The following is a 14,913-nucleotide window of genomic DNA, read 5'->3' on the forward strand; positions in this document are numbered from 1 at the left end:
TAGGGCCCGCATCTATTAGTGGCCGTACGCATGGCCATTAGTGGGGGTTTAGGTATGCGTGCGCGGCATAGCCCGCTGACACTACCCGGGCATTCGGCGGAGCGTGAAGATCCTGCTGGCGGTCTCATCCCAGAACGGCCCGACAGCGGCCGTACGAGGAGTTGGCCATACGAGTCGTTGGTGAGGTCGAGAAATGTTCAACTCTGAACCACTTACTGAGCGGTGTGGCGCGTTGCTGCCGACCGCCTCGCATCTGTGTATCGGGGTCAGCCCCTTCAATAGCTATTTCAGCACGGAGAGGCTGACCGCACTGGCGAAATGGGCGTTAACTCGCTTTGAACAGTGTCACTTCTTCATCCCCGACACTGTCGCCGCGTACACGCTGGAGGCGCTCGGATACACCCCTGCCCGGGCCCGACACAAGGCCGCTCGACAGGGCCAGTACGTGCACAACAAGGTCACCACGGCGCTGCGTTCGCTGGATGTGCCCGAACCGCAGCGACTCATTTTTGGGATGGAACGGCTGGATGACCAGCCGCGCTATCGCGAACTCCTGGCCGAAGCGACCGCGCTCTTTGAGCAGAACTCCGCCTTCCACGCGGCCTGCATCGACGCCACGCACTGGGTCCTGGACCGCAAGTTGCCGCCCGGTGCGGAGCCCAGCGAGGAGCAGTTGCGGCTCGCCGTACGCTACTTCCTCGCCGAACTCCCGCTGTTCGCCGATTCCGGCGGAATTTGTGGCGGCGGGCCCTCGCTGTTCGTGTACCACACCCGGGTCGCCTTTCTGGAGAAGTTTTACTCTGGGGAATTGCCCTGGGCGCCCGCGCCGGGACAGGGATTCCTCGTCGTAACGGAAAGCGAAGCCCGGCAGACCGATACCTCCATGCTCGGGGTGGGTGGCTGATGAGTACCGAAGAAGACCGGCTCGATGACTACGCGTTGACCCGAGTGCCGGACGAGGCACGCGTTTCTTGGGTATCGGTCGCGGTCCAGCGATTCGGGCAAGTTTCCTCGTTCCAGCAGTTCTTGGTGGGTGCGGTCCTCGGCTTCGGCATGGACTTCAAAGATGCCGTCATCGCCATCACCATCGGCTCGGTGATGCTGGAGATCATCACGATTTTGTTGGGCATCGCCGGAGTGCGTGAGGGGCTTTCGGTATCGGTCCTTGCCCGCTGGTCGGGATTCGGCCGAAAAGGCTCCGCGCTGGTCGGTATGCTTATCGCGCTCAGCCTCGCCGGATGGTTCGGCGTCCAAAACGGAGTATTCGCACAGGGAATGCACGACCTGGCGGGTGGCACCCCCGAATGGGTCTGGGCAATAATCGGCGGGGCCATCATCACGGCGATCACGCTCTATGGCTTCACCATCATGGCCTGGACGGCCTATCTGACCGTCCCTGCTTTTCTCTTCCTGGCCGGCTATTCCATTGTGGACGTGCTGTCCGACCATTCGATCAGCGCCCTGATGAGCTCCGCACCGCCAGGGCCCGCGATGTCACTCGCCGAGGGCACCACGCTGGTGTCCGGCGCCTTCATCCTCGGCGCACTCATGACCCCGGACATGACGCGGTTCAACCGGCGCCCCTCCGACGTCGTCAAGCAGACGCTGATCAGCGTGACGCTGGGGGAGTACCTGATCGGGCTGACCGCGGTGCTCCTGGCGCACGCCGCGAAGTCGTCGGACATCGTCGGCATCATCACCTCGTCATCCGGGGTGTTGGGCACATTGGTCCTGGCCACCGCGATCTTGAAGATCAACGACTGGAACCTCTACTCGTCCTCGCTCGGCCTGGTGAACTCCATCGACGTGCTGTTCGGGCGACGCGTGAGCAGGCGGGCAGTCACCTTGATCATCGGCGTCGCGGGTACCGCGCTGTCGGCCGTGGGCATCGTGGACAACTTCACCGACTTCCTGGAAACCATCGGCGTCCTGGCGCCGCCGGTCGCCGGGGTCATCATCGCCGAATACTTCCTCGTACGGCGGTTCCGCGCCGAACTTGACCAGGCACGGGAGCGCGGAACGCTGCCCGAAGGTGGCGCCGACTGGATGCCGCTGTCGCTGATCTGCTGGGCCTGCGGGTCCCTGGTCGGCAAATACGTGGACGGCGGAATTCCCGCCATCAATTCGGTCGTCACCGCCCTGGTGCTGTACGCCGTCGTCGGAAAGCTCGTCGTGGCCCGGCGCACACCACCCATCAAGGAACCCCGGCCCCCCATGGTCGAGGTCAACATGACGAAATCCGGAGGCTGATGTGCTGCCACTGATCACAAGGGAGCAACTCCGCAAGGAAATCGACGCCAACGCGGTGATCGTGATCGACACGATGCCGACCGACTACTACGAGCGCGAGCACCTGCCGGGCGCTGTCAACATCCCCGGATTTCCCTACGAAGACGCCGCCGAGTTCACCGACGAACTCGCCCCACGGCTGCTTCCTGACCAGGGCGTGCCGCTCGTCGTGTACTGCGCCAACGTGCCCTGCCGTAACAGCGAACTCGTGGGAGTGCGGCTCGTAGAGCTCGGCTATCTCAACGTTCGCAAGTACCGCGAGGGAATCGAGGACTGGGTCATGGGCGAACTGCCGACGGAGTCGGCCGCCTCGTGACTCCGTGCCGCGCTGGTCGCTACCCCCGGGCCAGCGAGGCAGCACACAGCACCACGCACAGGAATGCACCGGAAACCTCCGGGGCATCCCGGCGCACCCGGACGGCCGAGAAATCGAGCATTCCGGCAAAGCGCGGGACGTCAGTACCCCCACGGAATCGAGAGGACAAGCACATGTTCCGTAAATCGACCGTCATAGCGGCGGCAGTGGCCGCGCTTCTTGGAGGCGCCGCCCTTCCGGCCGTCGCCGCCCCGTCCTCGCACAGCGCCAGCGCCCAGGTTCAGGCGGAGCCGTCCGTTGTTGATGTGACGGCCTCCAACCTCGAACAGGTGCTGGAGATGTCCAACCGCCGTCCGGTGGTGCTCAACTTCACCGCCACCTGGTGCCCCCCGTGCAAGCAGATGAAGCCGTATCTGCAGCAGTACAACACCGCGGACAAGGGCACCTGGGTTTGGGCACGGGTGGACGCCGACGCCAACAGGGCGATCCTCACCAAGTACGGCGTGAAGTACCTGCCCACGCTGCTCAACATCCGCAACGGCAAGGAAGCGGGCAGCCGCATGGTGGGCTATGACGGCCCGCAGGCGCTGCGTACCTGGCTGAACAACCTGTAACAGGCCGACGCGCCGGGCCGGGTGCCCTCCTTGGCCTCGGCCCGGCGTGTCCCCCACAGCACGAGCTAATCCCCCCATTCGTGGCCTGAGACCGCCACCCCAGGCCCCGACAGGCCCGAGCCTGACAGGCCCGGAACTCCCCACACCAGGTTCGGGGCCGCGTGCTCCCGCACACGCGGCCCCGGGTCGATCCATCCCGTACCCCGCATGTCCCGCACGCTCCGTGCCTCGCCTGTGCCGGCCCGGGGACCGTGTGATGCCCCAGCTCCCCCCGCCATCTCGAAAGGTTCACGATGACGAAGAACGCCCTGTTCCGGTCGGTGGTGACGGCGGCAGCCGCCTCCGCCCTCGTGTTGCCGCTGGTCGGTTCGGCACATGCCGTGAGCGACACCAACCGGGCCGAGACCGCCGTCTACGTGGTGCAGTTGAACGACGTCGAAGCCACCAAGGACGCCGTCACCCAGATGGCCAAGGGCCTTGTCGCCGAGGACGGCGGCACCCTGCGCCGGGTCTACTACTCCGTGATGCAGGGCTTCTCGGTCACCCTGACCCAGGACCAGGTGGGCAAGTACCTGAAGGACACCCGGGTCGGCTCGGTCACCCAAGACCGGAAGTACCGCACCGCGGGCAAGCTGGGCACCCGGTCCCACCGCGGCCCCGCGCCCGCGCGGCAGGACACCCTCGCCGCGAACGCCGTGACCCAATGGGGCGCGCCCTGGGGCCTGGACCGCATGAACCAGCGGAACCTGCCGCTCGACGGCAAGTACACCGCCCCCAACACCGCGTCGAACGTCCGCGTCTACGTCGTGGACACCGGCGTACGCGCCAGCCACCAGGACCTGCGCGGCCGGGTCAGCGCCGCCTACGACGCGATCAAGGACCAGGCCGGTGGCACGGCCACGGACTGCAACGGCCACGGCACCGCCAACGCCTCGCTGGCCGCGGGCGTGTACGCGGGCACCGCCAAGCAGGCCAGGATCGAGTCCGTACGGGCGCTGGGCTGCGACGGCACGGGAACTCTGGAGCACATTGCCTCCGCCGTGGACTGGATCAACGTCAACGCGAAGAAGCCCGCCGTCGTCAGCCTCGGCTTCACCGGCGACCCCGCCTCCGTGCTCGACTTCCAGCTCTACATGATGACTGATGCGGGCATCACGTACACCGCTCCCGCCGGCAACGGGAACGGCAGTGGGGAAGCCGTCGACGCGTGCGAGGCCACGCCCGGCCGGCAGACCACCGGCATCACGGTCTCGGCGACCGACCGGACCGACCGCCGAGTGGCGTCGGCCAACACCGGTTCCTGTGTGCACCTGTTCGCACCCGGCGCTCGGATACCCGTCGCGAGCCTTGCCGGTGACCGGTACTACACCGAACTGACCGGCACGTCGGCCAGCGCGGCCCAGGTCGCCGGGCTCGCCGCCATGTATGTCTCGGACCACCCCGGCGCCACGGCCCGCGAGATCGACCAGGCGCTGATCGACGCGGCGACCAAGGACCACGTGCAAGACCCCGGCGTGGACAGCGAGAACCGGCTGGCCTACACGGGCCGCGAGGGGGCGTCCGGCGCCGGAGCGGGTGAGCGCCGGTGAACGGCGAAATCCGCGACACCATCATCATCGGCTCCGGACCCGCCGGCTACACCGCCGCCCTCTACACCGCGCGCGCCAGTCTGCACCCGCTGGTCTTTTGCGGGTCCATCTACGTCGGCGGCGCGTTGATGACCACCACCGACGTGGAGAACTTCCCCGGCTTTCCGGAGGGGATACAGGGCCCCGACCTGATGACGGACATGCGCATCCAGGCCGAGCGCTTCGGTGCCGAACTCATCGACGATCAGATCGTTTCGGTCGCACTCGACGGCACCATCAAGCAGGTCACCGACGCGCGCGGCAGCACCCATCGCGCCCGTACGGTGATCGTCGCAACCGGCTCCGGCTACCGCAAGCTCGGCCTGCCACGCGAGGAGCAGCTTTCAGGGCGCGGCGTGTCCTGGTGCGCGACCTGTGACGGGTTCTTCTTCAAGGGCCAGCACCTAGCGGTCGTCGGCGGCGGCGACACCGCGCTGGAAGAGGCCACCTTCCTCACCCGCTACGCCGCATCCGTCACCGTCATACACCGCCGCGACACGCTACGCGCCTCCAAGGTGATGCAGGCCAGGGCCTTCGCCGACCCGAAGATCAGCTTCGCGTACGACACCGAGGTCGCCGAGTTGCACGGTGACCCGAGGCTGACCGGAGTGACGGTACGCGACCGGATCACCGGCACCACCCGCCCGCTGGAGGTCACCGGCCTGTTCATCGCCATCGGGCACGACCCGCGCAGCGATCTGTTCGCTGGCCAACTCGACCGGGACGCCGACGGCTATCTGACCGTGCAAGCGCCCTCGACCCGGACCAACCTGCCCGGCGTCTTCGCCGCGGGCGACGTCGTAGACCACGTCTACCGACAGGCGATCACCGCCGCGGGCACGGGCTGCGCGGCGGCGCTGGACGCCGAGCGCTATCTGGCGTCGCTCCAAGATGCCGTGATCCCGGCAGCGTTGAGTGACACGGCAGACGTCACGACAGGTGATACGTCGGGCGCCACGGCAGGCGCCACGCGGGAGGCGAGCGCCGTCTCGTAACGGCGGTGCGATGGTCGCGTCCCTCCCTCCACCCCTACTCCGGCGGCGGTCGCTGCCCGCCGCCGGACCCCCCGGGGGCCAGCCCGGGGGATGCGAGGGGGAGCGGTCCCCCGGCGCCCCGAGCGCCGGGGGACTCCCCGATGTGACGGCGTTATGACGGCCGCTGACGTCGAACGCAGGCGTGTGAAAGTCGCTGTCGAGAGTCTGGGCTTCCGTATTCCGGTCGGCCATACTCTGCCGAATGGACTTGGAGGTGCGGCACCTGCGGCTCGTGGAGGCGGTGGACGCCGCGGGCAGCGTCACCAAGGCGGCGACTGGTCTGGGCGTCTCGCAGCCCGCGTTGACCGCACAGGTTCGGCGCATCGAACACGTCGTCGGCGGACCGGTCTTCGACCGTGGGCGGCACGGCGCGCGCCCGACGCCGCTCGGCGAGGTGTTGCTGCCCCACATCCGCGATGTACTCGCCGCGCTCGATGATCTCCATCGGGCGGTGCGGCACTTCCAGGGCCGCTCCGGCTCCCGCACCCTGCGACTTGCCGTCCGCCAAACGCCCTTCGCCTCGCAACTGTGCGGCGTGGTCGGCGAGGTCTGCCCCGACGACGTGGTGGACCTGTCGGTGGTGGATCGGCAGGCGACGGTGCTCGCCGCGCTGGCCGATGGCACCGTGGACCTGGCGCTTCACGTGGACTTCTCCGGTCAGCAGCTCGTCCTGCCGCCGGGCATACGCAAGACGGTCGTCGGCTCTGAGCCTATGTTTGTCATGATCGCGCCAGAGCACCCGCTGGCCGACCGAGACGAGGTCGAGCTAGCGGAGCTCGGCGGCTGCGAGTGGCTGCTCGCAGTCAACGGTGACGACGAATTCGACCGCCACCTGTCCGCGCAGTGCGACCTGGCGGGCATCGGACCCATCACCGTCCGGGCGTACGCACCGCTGGTGGCGACCCAGTTGATACGCAGGGGCGAGCCGGTAGTCGCCCCCGTACAGGCGCTCAACACCGGTCTCCCGATGACCGGCAAGGTGCTGCCCCTGCGCGGATCGCCGGTGCGCGTACGGCACATTTTGCTGTGGTCCGAAGACGGCCCCATCGATGCCGAACGCGCCGAACGCATCCGAGCCGGCCTGGTCACCGCGTACGGCTCGCTGGTCGATGAGTTGGGGAGGCTGCCGGGCTGGTGGGACCGCAACGACGGCTGGCTCGGCTCGGCCAGGGGCGTTACGGGCCACGCCCCCGACGCGCCCCCGCACGCGGCCCCCGACGCCGCGCCCCCCGACTGTGCCGCGAACGGGCCCACGCCGCACGGCCCGCGGAGTGCGGGCCCGGGGCGCGATGGGCCGCAGGGCGACGGTCCACTGAGCGATGGCCGGCAGACGGCGGCCCGGGGGGTGAAGGAGCATCCGCGCCAGGTGGTGCCTTTCGCGACATCGCCCACGCCGCCGCCCAAGCCGGCAGCGCGCCCCGTACCCCCTACGCGCCCGGCGCGTACTCCGCCACCATCTCCGGTGGCGTCGTACCCCACCGCGGATGGCGCACCAGCCACGCCTGATACACCGGCGTCTGCTCGATGATCCCGTGCTGCGCTTCCACGAGTTCCTTCCACAACCGCTCGACAAGGGAACGGGGCAGCGGACCATCGGCATGCCAGAACAAGCACGTGCGCTGCCGTAGCGGTGAGTCCCGCAACGGCACCAGGGTCTGCCCGGTGCGTCGCCGGCTGCCCGGCATCATCGGCAGCACCGCCTGCGCCAACTCGCACAGTTGAAAGGCGGTGGTGTAGTCGGCCTGGCGGATACGCGGCGTAAAGCCGGCCCTTTGGCAACCCTGACGCAGATGCTCAACGCCCTCGCTGCGCGGGCCATCCGCCACGCACCAAACCTCATCGGCCAACTCGCAAAGATCAATCTCACTCGCACCGGCCAGCCGGTGCCCCGCGGCCACTGAGACGAACAGCGGCTCAACGGCCACCACGGCGCACTCGATACCCGAACCGTCAGCGGGCCGTGGACCGAGGTTGCCCACGACCAGGGCCGCCTCGACACGGCGATCGGCGAGCAAGGAGAGCTGCACCGCCGGGTCGATCCCGGTGCGAACCTCCACCCCGATACCCATCACCTGCGGCACCGCCACCGTGAGGTTGGCGACCAGCAGGCTCGGCGTACAGCCAAAGCGGACCGAAGGAGGCAGCGTGCCCGAATGGTGCCGCGCGGTGGCCGCGTCCAGCCGGTCCATGGCGGTCAACACCGTACGGGCGTGGGCGGTGACCACCTCGCCCAAGGGGGTCGGTACCGCGCCGTGCGCATCGCGCTGGAACAAGGGCGCGCCCGTGGCCCGTTCGGCGCGCCGCAGGGCCTCGGTCACCGAGGGCTGCGTCATTCCCAACTCGGCCGCGGCGGCGGTGAGTGTGCCGTTGTCCGCGATGGCTCGTACCACCCGCAAATGCCGGAACTCCAGCTCCATGGGCGGACTCTACGCAACGTGGAGATTGTCGCGGAAGCGGTGCCGGCCGGGTTGGCAGGGCTGATCGGGGTGATAGGGGTGATAGGGGCGGTCGGCGGGCTTCGGCGCCGTTGGTCACTCGCCCTGACGCTCACCCTTGGGGCCCTTGCCCCGCTCGGTGCGCGGGCCCCTGCTTTGCCATTTCGGGTCCGCTTGCAGGGATTCGTTCGCCTCGATGTTGGCGTCCTGGTCGGAGATGCCGCGGTTCTCCGCTTCCTTGCGGCGCCGTGCGCGTTCCTTGTCGTACGCCTTGCTGCCGGGCTCCGGCATGGTGCCCGCCTCCTTCAACGGATCGGTGGTGCGGTCGTGCGCCCGTACGGCCCCGGGCCCTGGGGGCCGCGAGGCGGTAGGGGGTCTCGGATGGGAGACCTCTGGCCTCGGGCCCTGGCCCGGGGGCGCGGGTGAAGGGCCTAGAACCGGTCTCCCTTCGGCTTCGCGGGTTGGTCGGGGGTGCCGTGCGGCGGAGAGCTGGCCGGCTGGGCGGCGGTGCGCGGGGAGACCGGCGAGCCGGCGCGCGATGCGGTGGGGTGATCGACGCCCGCGTTGGGGTCGCCCGGCGACGGGGTGCTGCCGTGTTTGAGCTGATCGAGCCGGGTGGAAAGCACCTGCACCACCCCGGGCCGGTTGGCGTGCTCCTGCTCGTATCGCAGCACCATGCCGGTCTCCGTGGAGCTCAGCGAGCGAACGCGGTGCTCCAGGGCGCCGATGGCTAGCTGGTCGTAGTCGGCGAGCGGCAGCTCATCAGGTCGCTGGGTGCCCATCTTCTCCTCCTTCACACCGTGGCCGGTGGCGGCTCCGTCGCCCCGTACGGCTGGGTTGCGCTGGGTGCGCTCACTAGGCGCCCCATCGGTAGAGACCGGGTTCACCCGTGGAAGATTCCGAAACCCCTGCCGCAGTGCCGAAACGGGCCGCAGCACCGAACCCGGGCCGGCCGGCCCTAGCAGAGGCAGGGCCGAACCGGGCACGGTCGGCCCTAGCGGGGCGCCCGTGGGCCCGCCGCGAGCGGAACGCCGGTGCGCAGGCTCTGGACAAGCGATGGCAACGAGTCTCGGCTGAGCGCGGCCTCCAGCGGAATAACGGGCTTGCGCGGTGGTTGGTCAGCCGGCGGGGCGTACCCGTCAAGGCGGGCCCTGCCCCAGACGTACGGATCGGCCTGGGCACTGCCGTACGCGGACCAGGCCAGCCGGCTCTGGCCGGTCTTGTCCGCCGTATCGGAGTCGTAGACCAAGATGTTCGCCGTCAGGGCCGCGGGGTCGGCGGTGGCCGGCAGCACATCAAGCGGGATCTTCACCTCGACGGTGTACCCGGTGTACGGCTGCTCGCTGACGGTGGCCGCCCACTGCATGCCCGGCGCCGTCTGCGCCGCCGGGCCCTGATACTGGTCGGCGTCCCGAGCCGCGCACGCGCCGCCATCGGCGGTGAAGGGGAGCACCGCTGCCTTGAACGTGGTCGAGGTGTCATCGGCGGTGCCACGCGGATCAAGGGCGACCTCCACCGCGTCGGTGCGCCAGTGCCGCTTGCAGTCCGCCGTCTCCACAGCAGCGCCCCGCGTGTCATCGGCGACCTCGATCACGGCGTACAGATCGTCGCCGTGGCGGGCGAGCCGAGCCGTGGCCGCGCAGTCCGCCGCGGTGCACTGCGCGCCCTGCCAGTGCCCGAGCCGCAGCCGCTCGCCTGGATACTCGCCCGACCCCGCGGTGCCGTCAACGACGGGGCGCTGGGGGATGGCCGGAACCGTGGTGGTGGGGGCGGCGGGGTAGTTGGGCTGCGCGTCGTTCGCCAGCCAGGGCATATGGACCCGCGCGGCCCAGTCCCGGAACTCGGCGAACAACGGACGCAGGCCCGGCTGCGGCTGGGGCTGTGTGGACGTAGTGGTTGTTGGGTTCGTTGCGTTTGTCGGGTTCGCTGGGTTCGCTGGGTCGGCTGTCGGGGTCGGCTGTGTTGGTTTGCCGTTGTCGGCCAGTACGGAGAACCAGTCGCAGCCCAGCTTGTCCCGGGGCGTGGTGATCTTCGGCGGAAGGGAGCCGAAGCCCTGCGTCACGTAGGTGCGGGCCGCTGTGCGCTCCTGCTGTGCCCAGGTGGTGCGGTGCTGACGGGACCAGGCGCCCTCCCAAACACCTCGTAGCGGCAGCCCAGTGGCGGGGTCGCGCGCCTCGGCACTGGCGCACTCGGGGCCGACCGGCCCGCGGAAGCGCCAGTTCTGGGCCAGCAGTTGCGAAGGCTGCCAGGGCCGATATTTCTCCTTCGTGATCTGTTGCGGGAAGGCGGTGGGGTCCCCGGCCAGTTGGTACGCCTCGACGGCCAGCCGTCCGGCGAGTTGATGGGCGCCGTGCTGGTCGAAGGGGCGCGGGTCCATGGTCACCACGGTCTGCGGCGTGGTGGCCCGGATCAGCCGTACGAGCCGCTCCAAAGTGTCCGCCTCGCGGGGCGGACCGTCCCAGATGCGGGAGGTCAGCGGCGCCGAGAGGGTGTACCAGAAGTCGGGCTTGTCCAGGTAGAACACATTGCGGATGCCTGCGTGGCGTACCGCACGGCGCTCCTCCCGCTCCCGGATCAGCCCGAGCTCGGTGCCCTCCTGGGGCCCGTTCGCGTTGCCGCCGCCTTCGCCGCGCGTGATGGTCACCACGCCGGTGGTGGCTCCGCGCTGCTCGTGCCACTGCCCGAAGGTGGACAGCGCCCCGTGCTCGTCGTCCGGGTGGGCGCCGATGAACAGCACATCGGTATGGGCTCGTGTAGTCGGATGTCGTTCGGTATGAGCTTGTTCGGTACGGGCCCGGTCGGTATGGGCTCGTACGATAGCGGCCCGGCCGGTCGGCGGCTGGGCCGCCAAGGGGCCTCCGGGTTCTACGGCGCCGGGCCTTGTGCCGGCCGAAGCCGTCTTGTCCGGCTCCGCGCCCCACGGTTGGGCAGCGGACGCGGGCCCGGCACCGAGCGTGCAGACCGCAGTCAGCCCCAGCGTGGCGACGGCGGCCACCAGCGCCCCGCGCGAACGCCGTGTGATGCGTGGACGCTGTGCGGAGCGCGGGCTCCACGCGCCGCGCGGGCCGCCTGCACTCCGTGGACGCGGCGAGGCCGGGGTTGGTGGGCCCGGCGGGACTGGTGGGGCCAGTGGGTCTGGTGGGGCCGGTGGCTCCACCGGCCCCGGCGAACGGCGCGGCATGGGGGCGACTGCATCAGATGACACCGGGTCAACTCCTTCACACGGCTCGGCGCGATGGTTCATCTCTGCCCACGAGCGGTGCCGACCCGAACGTCCGGCTGGCGGCGACGGCGCGCCCCTCGGCGGTGTGGTGGTCCGCAGGACTCACCTTCACCGCGGTCACTGCTGGTCATGCCGTGGTTTCGCCTACGCGGCCGTGCGGGCCTGCGCCACGTAGACGGTGTTGGCTGACGTCCCATCCTGTAGAGGGTTGTCGAAGTTGACGACATGGGCTTGTGAGTTCGCGAAGACCTCGGCGAGAGCGGCAGTGAACTCTTCGTCCGGCGGGTCATTGGACCACAGCGCGAAGACACCACCGGGGTGGAGGCGATCGGCCAGGGCGCGCAGCCCCGCGGGCCGGTAGAGCGCCGCGTGGCGTGGATGCAGCACATGGCGTGGCGAATGATCAACGTCGAGCAGGATCGCGTGAAAGCGGCGGTTCGGCGCCTGCGGATCGAGGCCGTCGCCATCGCCGACCATGGCGAAGAAGTCGCCATGCACCAGGCGGCAGCGAGGGTCCGACGTCAAGTCGCCGCCCAGCGGCACCCAACCACGCTCGTGCCACTCGATCACCTCGCCGAGCGCGTCGATCACGATCAGCGAGCGCACCCGCTCGTCCTCCAGCGCAGCCTGGGCGGTGTACCCGAGCCCGAGCCCGCCCACGGCGACGTCCAGTGCGGTGTCCGGGACCCCCGCAAGACCGAGTTGGGCGAGCGCAACCTCGCCCGCGGTGAAGAGGCTGGACATCAAGAACTCGTCGCCGAGCTTCACCTCGTACACCTCGGCACCCGAGCCGGGGTCCCGTCGCCGCCGCAGGCTGATGTCACCCATGGCGGTCGGGCGCCAGTCGATCTCCTCGAAACGCATGCTCATCCGTACACCCTTCTGACGCCAGCGCTGCCGGCGAGTCATCCGTGCCCACCAGACTGCCGGCCCCGCGCCGGGCGTGCGGGGCGAGGAGCCGTACACAGCACCGACCGGCGGGCGATCCTCCCACGTCATGCTCCGTTTGCGCATCGCAGCGCCGACTACCGTCCTGTCGGCCCTCGGCCCTCGGCCCTCGGCCCTCGGTTGGGGCCCCGGTGCTGTGCTGGGCGTACCGGGGCCGCCGTGGGCCGTCACGAGGTGGCGGGGCGGGTCGCGCAGTGGTCGGCTGGCAAACCAATGCCCCGTGGTCCGCTGTCTGGCTGACAGCGGACCACGGGGCAGGAGCCGGTGGACGAGGCCGGCACAGGTCACAGGCCCAGGGGGGTGCGGGGACCGAACTGCGTCAGGGCGTGGGGTTAGAGACCGACGTTGAAGCTGCCCTTGGCTTCGGTGGAGTAGTACGTGCGGGTGCCCTTGAACTCGGCGACGTACCCGGAAAGCGCCGCCGTGGCCCAAAGTTGGGGGTCGCTGATCTGGGCGCCGGTGTCGAACGTCGCCTTGCCCTGGTCGTTGGTCCGGGCGGAGCCGAGCTCCTGGCCACCGGTGGCAACGTAGAAGTGGATCAACTGGCCCGGGATTCCCTGGCCGTCCTCATCGAGGAGGGTGGCCTCGACCTTCGCCCTCGCCTTGCCCTGAAGGGCGCTGCCCTTCACGGTGTTCGCTTCGAGAAACGCAGGCCGCTTGATCCGCGGGGCATCGGGATCAACCGGCGGAGCCGGCTGCTGCGGCGGGTAGTAGTAGACCGGCGGCGGGGGCTGCTGCTGCGGGTAGTAACCGGGCGGCGGGGGCGGCTGCGGCTGGTAGTACCCGGGTGGCGGGGGCGGCTGCGGCGGCGGGTAATAGGCCGGCGGTGCGGGCTGTTGGTAATACCCGGGGGGCGGCTGCGACATGGTGAACTCCCTAGATCGAGCTGCGGGTTGACCTCCACCAGGGTGTTGCGCGGGGGCCAGTTCTGCTGACCACCGCAGGCTCTCGCGAAAAGAAGTCACCGTCGGCCGCGTGCCGATGAAATGATTTCCTAAGCCCCTCGTACGGGCGTAACTGTCCGACTACGCGAGCGAACCTCCGAAAAGGCTGTCGGCACGTACGTGCGGGGCGCGGTTCAGTAGGGGTGCTTGTTGGGCCGGCACTTCCAAACGCAGTACGCGGTGGCGCCGAGCTCCGGGAAGATCTGCTTGATAGGGATGAGGCGCTGGTTGAGTGGCTTTGTGAAATCCTCGTACTGGAAGGCGTCGCTGAAGCCGATATCCGCGGTGGCCTTGAGGTCGCAGGCGAAGTAGACGGCCCCCAGCCGCGCCCAGTAGATAGCGCTCATGCACATGGGGCAGGGTGCGCCGCTGGTGTATATCTCGCACCCCTTGAGCATCCGGGCCCGCTTGGGGAGGGTGTCAGGTGATCCGTGCTCGCGGGGGATGAGTTTGAGGGTGCTGGCGTTCTTGCGGGCCTCGGAAATCGACGGGGCCCATGGGTTGAGAACCTGGACGGCCTTGCGGATGGCCTCGATCTCCCCATGGGCGGTGGGGTCTCCGGTCAGCAGAACCCGGTTCTGCCCGCGGGCGATGATCTTCCCGTCACGGGTGATGACCGCGCCAAACGGCCCGCCCCAGCCGTTTTCGACCGATTCTGTGGCCAGCCGTACGGCCTCGGCCATGAACAGCACATGCTTCGACATACGCGCTCTCCGTTTTCATCGCGTTCGGCCGGTCACACGGGAAGCCAATTGGCTCCTCTTGACGACGGTATGCGATGGGGTGAGAAGGGCAACTCAGCGCTGTCGAGATGGGCATCCCCCTTTTCGGCGACCGTGGCATACCGCCGCGTGAATGCGGCCGGATAGGCGTGATCGATGAGGACGCGGAACGACAGCTTGCGCTTGATCCACCGTCTGGCAGCAGCGTCAGGGGGCCAGGGGACGGAGCCGCCTAGGCTGTGTGTCATAGGAGCCGGTGAACAGCCCTGCCGTGCGCTGCACCGGTTGCAGGACGCCGATGCGCTGCCCCCGAAGAAGTTGCAGCGCGGGGAAACGGCCGTACTCGAATAGCTGGATACTCAACGACCCGCCGTACTGACAGTTGCCGATCTCATGCCCCTTTTTCACCGGGGCCGGCTCAGTGATCTTCTTGAATACATCCGGGAAATCAACGGAGGCGATCGAGTGGAGGCCAACGGGCCGATGTTGCTCCAATGCGCTGGACAACCATCCGCTGAGGCACATTGGCCCCCCGTAAAGGGGAGTTCACCGTGCCGGGAACGGGCACAGCCCCTCGCCGGGGGAGTCCCGTTGCCGAAACGTGGAGCGAGCCGGTGTCGGCAATCGAGGCCGCGCCGACCTGCGGCAGGCCAGGACGACCGGCGCCGGGCCGGCGCCGACCTGCGCCGGGCCAGGACGACAGCGTCGCCGAGGCCGGCTTCGCCACGGTCGAGCCCTGAACGTTCGACTCGTCATGGTC

16 protein-coding genes are annotated in these 14,913 nt (G+C 69.0%); 8 read left to right on the forward strand and 8 right to left on the reverse strand.

The window, feature by feature from the left end; translation table 11 throughout:
* Window positions 1-193 precede the first annotated feature (193 nt).
* The 7 genes from FHS42_RS13965 (at window position 194) to FHS42_RS13995 (ending at window position 7,409) form a co-directional block, all read left to right on the forward strand.
* Window positions 194-904 (forward strand): tRNA-dependent cyclodipeptide synthase, encoded by a 711-nt coding sequence (locus FHS42_RS13965; protein WP_184572521.1) that lies wholly within the window; start codon window positions 194-196, stop codon window positions 902-904.
* Entirely contained in the window at window positions 904-2,250 is a 1,347-nt protein-coding gene (locus FHS42_RS13970; RefSeq protein WP_184572522.1) for a purine-cytosine permease family protein, read from the forward strand. Before FHS42_RS13965 ends, FHS42_RS13970 begins: the two co-directional genes overlap by 1 nt.
* A 1-nt stretch (window position 2,251) precedes the next feature.
* On the forward strand, window positions 2,252-2,605 hold the full coding sequence (locus FHS42_RS13975; protein WP_184572523.1) for a rhodanese-like domain-containing protein: 354 nt from the start codon (window positions 2,252-2,254) through the stop codon (window positions 2,603-2,605).
* 173 nt (window positions 2,606-2,778) lie between these two features.
* On the forward strand, window positions 2,779-3,219 hold the full coding sequence (locus tag FHS42_RS13980) for a thioredoxin family protein (RefSeq protein WP_184572524.1): 441 nt from the start codon (window positions 2,779-2,781) through the stop codon (window positions 3,217-3,219).
* Window positions 3,220-3,512: 293 nt separating this feature from the next.
* The gene (locus FHS42_RS13985; protein WP_184572525.1) at window positions 3,513-4,808 is read left to right on the forward strand and encodes a S8 family peptidase; all 1,296 of its coding nucleotides are present in this window, start codon (window positions 3,513-3,515) and stop codon (window positions 4,806-4,808) included.
* Entirely contained in the window at window positions 4,805-5,842 is a 1,038-nt protein-coding gene (gene trxB, locus FHS42_RS13990) for a thioredoxin-disulfide reductase (protein ID WP_184572526.1), read from the forward strand. The genes FHS42_RS13985 and trxB overlap by 4 nt, the downstream gene beginning before the upstream one ends.
* Before the next feature lie 241 nt (window positions 5,843-6,083).
* On the forward strand, window positions 6,084-7,409 hold the full coding sequence (locus FHS42_RS13995; RefSeq protein ID WP_184572527.1) for a LysR family transcriptional regulator: 1,326 nt from the start codon (window positions 6,084-6,086) through the stop codon (window positions 7,407-7,409).
* Here FHS42_RS13995 and FHS42_RS14000 read toward each other — a convergent pair.
* The 8 genes from FHS42_RS14000 to FHS42_RS14035 all read right to left on the reverse strand — a co-directional run bounded on the left by FHS42_RS14000 (window position 7,309) and on the right by FHS42_RS14035 (window position 14,660).
* A complete protein-coding gene (locus tag FHS42_RS14000) occupies window positions 7,309-8,298 on the reverse strand; it encodes a LysR family transcriptional regulator (RefSeq protein WP_184572528.1) in 990 nt (329 codons plus the stop codon). The two genes, FHS42_RS13995 and FHS42_RS14000, sit on opposite strands and share 101 nt — an antisense overlap.
* Before the next feature lie 114 nt (window positions 8,299-8,412).
* A complete protein-coding gene (locus tag FHS42_RS14005) occupies window positions 8,413-8,607 on the reverse strand; it encodes a hypothetical protein (protein ID WP_184572529.1) in 195 nt (64 codons plus the stop codon).
* Window positions 8,608-8,747: 140 nt separating this feature from the next.
* Window positions 8,748-9,203, reverse strand: a complete 456-nt coding sequence (locus FHS42_RS14010; RefSeq protein WP_312866863.1) for a DUF8129 domain-containing protein — start codon at window positions 9,201-9,203, stop codon at window positions 8,748-8,750.
* Between the two features lie 107 nt (window positions 9,204-9,310).
* Entirely contained in the window at window positions 9,311-11,311 is a 2,001-nt protein-coding gene (locus tag FHS42_RS14015; RefSeq protein ID WP_312866864.1) for a sugar-binding protein, read from the reverse strand.
* A 372-nt stretch (window positions 11,312-11,683) separates the two neighbouring features.
* Window positions 11,684-12,409: a polyamine aminopropyltransferase gene (locus FHS42_RS14020; RefSeq protein WP_184572530.1), complete on the reverse strand. Its 726-nt coding sequence runs from the start codon at window positions 12,407-12,409 to the stop codon at window positions 11,684-11,686.
* 410 nt (window positions 12,410-12,819) lie between these two features.
* Window positions 12,820-13,353, reverse strand: coding sequence for an Ig-like domain-containing protein (locus tag FHS42_RS14025; RefSeq protein ID WP_184572531.1), 534 nt, complete (start codon window positions 13,351-13,353; stop codon window positions 12,820-12,822).
* Between the two features lie 212 nt (window positions 13,354-13,565).
* Window positions 13,566-14,135, reverse strand: coding sequence for a nucleoside deaminase (locus FHS42_RS14030; protein WP_184572532.1), 570 nt, complete (start codon window positions 14,133-14,135; stop codon window positions 13,566-13,568).
* A 225-nt stretch (window positions 14,136-14,360) separates the two neighbouring features.
* A complete protein-coding gene (locus FHS42_RS14035) occupies window positions 14,361-14,660 on the reverse strand; it encodes a hypothetical protein (RefSeq protein WP_184572533.1) in 300 nt (99 codons plus the stop codon).
* Between the two features lie 107 nt (window positions 14,661-14,767).
* Here FHS42_RS14035 and FHS42_RS38205 point away from each other — a divergent pair, with 107 nt between their 5' ends.
* Entirely contained in the window at window positions 14,768-14,893 is a 126-nt protein-coding gene (locus tag FHS42_RS38205; RefSeq protein WP_281392745.1) for a hypothetical protein, read from the forward strand.
* The last annotated feature ends 20 nt before the right edge of the window (window positions 14,894-14,913 follow it).

The sequence above is a fragment of the Streptomyces zagrosensis genome, assembly GCF_014203645.1.
In the GTDB taxonomy this organism is placed as follows: Bacteria; Actinomycetota; Actinomycetes; order Streptomycetales; family Streptomycetaceae; genus Streptomyces; species Streptomyces zagrosensis.